Raw genomic sequence first — 5,068 nt, forward strand, 5'->3', positions numbered from 1 at the left:
TGGTCAAGTCCTCGGCCTATTAGTACCGGTCAGCTCCACACGTTACCGCGCTTCCACCTCCGGCCTATCAACCCGGTCGTCTACCGGGAGCCTTACCCCCTCACAGGGTGGGAGACCTCATCTCAAGGCGAGCTTCCCGCTTAGATGCTTTCAGCGGTTATCCCTTCCGAACGTAGCCAACCAGCCATGCACCTGGCGGTACAACTGGCACACCAGAGGTTCGTCCGTCCCGGTCCTCTCGTACTAGGGACAGCCCCTTTCAAGTCTCCTACGCGCGCAGCGGATAGGGACCGAACTGTCTCGCGACGTTCTAAACCCAGCTCGCGTACCGCTTTAATGGGCGAACAGCCCAACCCTTGGGACCTACTCCAGCCCCAGGATGCGACGAGCCGACATCGAGGTGCCAAACCATCCCGTCGATATGGACTCTTGGGGAAGATCAGCCTGTTATCCCCGGGGTACCTTTTAGCCGTTGAGCGACACCGCTTCCACACGCCGATGCCGGATCACTAGTCCCAGCTTTCGCTCCTGCTCGACCCGTCAGTCTCACAGTCAAGCTCCCTTGTGCACTTACACTCAACACCTGATTGCCAACCAGGCTGAGGGAACCTTTGGGCGCCTCCGTTACCCTTTAGGAGGCAACCGCCCCAGTTAAACTACCCACCAGACACTGTCCCCGATCCGGATCACGGACCAGAGTTAGACGTTCAAAACGACCAGAGTGGTATTTCACCAATGACTCCACCCGAACTAGCGTCCGAGCTTCCCAGTCTCCCACCTATCCTACACAAGACGCTCCAAACGCCAATGTCAAGCTGTAGTGAAGGTCCCGGGGTCTTTCCGTCCTGCTGCGCGTAACGAGCATCTTTACTCGTAATGCAATTTCGCCGGGTCTGCGGTTGAGACAGCGGGGAAGTCGTTACGCCATTCGTGCAGGTCGGAACTTACCCGACAAGGAATTTCGCTACCTTAGGATGGTTATAGTTACCACCGCCGTTTACCGGCGCTTAAGTTCTCACCTTCGCATGATTGCTCACGCTAAGCGGTCCCCTTAACGTTCCGGCACCGGGCAGGCGTCAGTCCGTATACATCGTCTTACGACTTCGCACGGACCTGTGTTTTTAGTAAACAGTCGCTTCCCCCTGGCCACTGCGACCCCCACCAGCTTCGGAGGCACGCTCCTACACCGGCAGAGGTCCCCCTTCTCCCGAAGTTACGGGGGCAATTTGCCGAGTTCCTTAACCACAGTTCACCCGATCGCCTTGGTATTCTCTACCTGACCACCTGAGTCGGTTTAGGGTACGGGCCGCCACAACACTCGCTAGAGGCTTTTCTCGGCAGCATAGGATCATCCACTTCGCCACAATCGGCTCGGCATCACATCTCAGGATACACACGAGGCGGATTTGCCTACCTCGCTCCCTACATGCTTACCCCAGGACAACCATCGCCTGGGCTGGACTACCTTCCTGCGTCACCCCATCGCTTACCTACTACCCAATCAGGCCGAGCGTTCACTCTGACGGCCGTCCCGAAGGACAACCCGAGCTAAGGACTCTTAGTATCAAGGGGTTCGATATGGGCGCGTTGAAGCGGGTACGGGAATATCAACCCGTTGTCCATCGACTACGCCTGTCGGCCTCGCCTTAGGTCCCGACTTACCCTGGGCGGATTAGCCTGCCCCAGGAACCCTTGGTCATCCGGCGCGAGGGTTTCTCACCCTCGATTCGCTACTCATGCCTGCATTCTCACTCGCACAGCTTCCACGACTGGATCACTCCGCCGCTTCACCAGCTGCACGACGCTCCCCTACCCACCAACAAGAACAAGTCCTGTCAGTGCCACGACTTCGGCGGTGTACTTGAGCCCCGCTACATTGTCGGCGCAGAATCACTTGACCAGTGAGCTATTACGCACTCTTTCAAGGGTGGCTGCTTCTAAGCCAACCTCCTGGTTGTCTCTGCGACTCCACATCCTTTCCCACTTAGCACACGCTTAGGGGCCTTAGTCGGTGATCTGGGCTGTTTCCCTCTCGACTACGAAGCTTATCCCCCGCAGTCTCACTGCCACGCTCTCACTTACCGGCATTCGGAGTTTGGCTGACGTCAGTAACCTTGTCGGGCCCATCGGCCATCCAGTGCTCTACCTCCGGCAAGAAACACGCGACGCTGCACCTAAATGCATTTCGGGGAGAACCAGCTATCACGGAGTTTGATTGGCCTTTCACCCCTACACACAGGTCATCCCCCAGGTTTTCAACCCTGGTGGGTTCGGTCCTCCACCCAGTCTTACCTGAGCTTCAACCTGCCCATGCGTAGATCACTCCGCTTCGGGTCTACAGCATGCGACTCAAACGCCCTCTTCAGACTCGCTTTCGCTACGGCTCCCCCACACGGGTTAACCTCGCCACACACCATAACTCGCAGGCTCATTCTTCAAAAGGCACGCAGTCACATCACACACCAGCAAGCTGATGTAAGCTCCTACGGCTTGTAGGCACACGGTTTCAGGTACTATTTCACGACCCCTCACCGGGGCACTTTTCACCTTTCCCTCACGGTACTCGTGCACTATCGGTCATCAGGGAGTATTTAGGCTTACCAGGTGGTCCTGGCAGATTCACACAGGATTCCTCGAGCCCCGTGCTACTCGGGAACACCTCAAGAAGTCCATCCGATTTCGCCTACCCGGCTCTCACGGTCTACGGCGCCCCTTCCCAGAGGCTTCAACTATCGGAAGGATTTATAACTCCTTGAAGAAGCGGCAGCTCCTTCCAGAGGGTCCCACGACCCCGAACATGCAACGCCTGCCGGCTATCACACACGCCCGGTTTAGCCTCATCCGCTTTCGCTCACCACTACTCACGGAATCACATATTGTTTTCTCTTCCTACGGGTACTGAGATGTTTCACTTCCCCGCGTTACCACCAACCGCCCTATACATTCAGGCGGAGGCAACACCACATGACTGGTGCTGGGTTTCCCCATTCGGACATCCCCGGATCAACGTCTGGTTGGCGACTCCCCGAGGCTTAACGCAGCCTCCCACGTCCTTCATCGGCTCCTGATGCCAAGGCATCCACCGTGTGCCCTAAAAAACTTGGCCACAAAGATGCTCGCGTCCACTATGCAAATCTCAAACAACAAACAGCAACCAACCAGCCACAACGTTTCCCGATGTTCTGTGATGGCCCTGTATGAGGTCCACAGACTCGAAAGCCCGTTTCCTCAGGACCCAACAGTGTGTTCGACACCCCGCAACCCTCAAACCGTCGTTCCCACTCCCCTCACGGGGCGGTACTTGCCGGCCGACGATCACGCCATGCCGAGTAGCCAGTGCTCCACTAATGAGCCGTCACGCACCAGACGTTCGCTGATGACCGTGACATGGACCAAGAGGCGTGAACCTACTGGTCAGTGCTCCTTAGAAAGGAGGTGATCCAGCCGCACCTTCCGGTACGGCTACCTTGTTACGACTTCGTCCCAATCGCCAGCCCCACCTTCGACCGCTCCCCCCCTTGCGGGTTGGGCCACGGGCTTCGGGTGTTGCCGACTTTCGTGACGTGACGGGCGGTGTGTACAAGGCCCGGGAACGTATTCACCGCAGCGTTGCTGATCTGCGATTACTAGCGACTCCGACTTCATGGGGTCGAGTTGCAGACCCCAATCCGAACTGAGACCGGCTTTTAGGGATTCGCTCCGCCTCACGGCTTAGCAGCCCTCTGTACCGGCCATTGTAGCATGTTTGCAGCCCAAGACATAAGGGGCATGATGACTTGACGTCATCCCCACCTTCCTCCGAGTTGACCCCGGCAGTCCCCCATGAGTCCCCAGCACCGGTAAACCGGCCTGCTGGCAACATGGAGCAAGGGTTGCGCTCGTTGCGGGACTTAACCCAACATCTCACGACACGAGCTGACGACAGCCATGCACCACCTGTCACCCAGTCCGAAGAGGGCTCTGTCTCCAGAGCTTTCCGGGTGATGTCAAACCTTGGTAAGGTTCTTCGCGTTGCGTCGAATTAAGCAACATGCTCCGCCGCTTGTGCGGGCCCCCGTCAATTCCTTTGAGTTTTAGCCTTGCGGCCGTACTCCCCAGGCGGGGCGCTTAATGCGTTAGCTCCGGCACGGAACCCGTGGAAGGGTCCCACACCTAGCGCCCAACGTTTACAGCGTGGACTACCAGGGTATCTAATCCTGTTCGCTCCCCACGCTTTCGCTCCTCAGCGTCAGGTAAGGCCCAGCAAGCCGCCTTCGCCACCGGTGTTCCTCCTGATATCTGCGCATTTCACCGCTACACCAGGAATTCCGCTTGCCCCTACCTACCTCTAGCCGGCCCGTATCCACCGCAGACCCGCAGTTAAGCTGCGGGCTTTCACGGCAGACGCGACCAGCCACCTACGAGCTCTTTACGCCCAATAATTCCGGACAACGCTTGCGCCCTACGTATTACCGCGGCTGCTGGCACGTAGTTAGCCGGCGCTTCTTCTGCAGGTACACGTCAACTTCGTCCCTGCTGAAAGAGGTTTACAACCCGAAGGCCGTCATCCCCCACGCGGCGTCGCTGCGTCAGGCTTCCGCCCATTGCGCAATATTCCCCACTGCTGCCTCCCGTAGGAGTCTGGGCCGTGTCTCAGTCCCAGTGTGGCCGGTCGCCCTCTCAGGCCGGCTACCCGTCGTCGCCTTGGTAGGCCACTACCCCACCAACAAGCTGATAGGCCGCGAGCCCATCCCCGACCGAAAAAACTTTCCACGTTCATGTCATGCGACAGAACGTCGTATCCGGTATTAGACCCAGTTTCCCGGGCTTATCCCAGAGTCAGGGGCAGGTTGCTCACGTGTTACTCACCCGTTCGCCGCTCGAGTACCCCGAAGGGCCTTTCCGCTCGACTTGCATGTGTTAAGCACGCCGCCAGCGTTCGTCCTGAGCCAGGATCAAACTCTCCATTAAAGGTCTGATCTCTAACTTAAAAGGAATCCGTCACCGGCTTTCGCCGATATGACGGGGTCATGCATTGTTCATGCACTGGCTTTTAACACACTGTTGAGTTCTCAAGAAACGGACGCGT

General features: G+C 57.7%; 2 rRNA genes. Both read right to left on the bottom strand.

Annotated features, from left to right (window positions below):
- Nucleotides 1–3,106: ribosomal RNA gene (locus HT134_RS44240) — 23S ribosomal RNA — on the bottom strand.
- 322 nt (nt 3,107–3,428) lie between these two features.
- Nucleotides 3,429–4,950 (bottom strand): 16S ribosomal RNA (locus HT134_RS44245).
- The 16S and 23S rRNA genes sit together here, the layout of an rRNA operon.
- Nucleotides 4,951–5,068: the final 118 nt, after the last annotated feature.

This window comes from Nonomuraea rhodomycinica (assembly GCF_013363995.1).
GTDB classification, from domain to species: domain Bacteria; phylum Actinomycetota; class Actinomycetes; order Streptosporangiales; family Streptosporangiaceae; genus Nonomuraea; species Nonomuraea rhodomycinica.